This window comes from Phocaeicola plebeius, from assembly GCF_003437535.1.
Taxonomy (GTDB): Bacteria; Bacteroidota; Bacteroidia; order Bacteroidales; family Bacteroidaceae; genus Phocaeicola; species Phocaeicola plebeius_A.
Window position 1 is genome coordinate 10,759 of the sequence record NZ_QSQT01000055.1, and the last position, 294, is coordinate 11,052.

1 protein-coding gene is annotated in these 294 nt (G+C 52.4%); it reads left to right on the forward strand.

Annotated features, from left to right (window positions below):
- Positions 1–294: GDP-mannose 4,6-dehydratase (locus DXD04_RS16990; RefSeq protein WP_259299584.1), on the forward strand; the 294-nt coding region annotated here is incomplete at both ends.

The following is a 294-nucleotide window of genomic DNA, read 5'->3' on the forward strand; positions in this document are numbered from 1 at the left end:
CTACCTGGCATTCAAGTATGCGGGCATCGAACTGGAATTCAAGGGTGAAGGCATCAACGAAAAGGGTTATGACAAGGCTACCGGCAAGTGCCTGGTAGAGGTAAGCGAGGATTTCTACCGCCCGACAGACGTAGTGAACCTCTGGGGTGACCCGACAAAGGCGAAGGCAAAGTTAGGCTGGAACCCGTCGAAGACAACCTTCGAAGAGCTGGTAAAAATCATGGTGGATGCGGATATGGCAAAAGTGGCCGTAGAAAAGGCGGGAGAACAGATTCGCACGAACCTGGCAGAGTA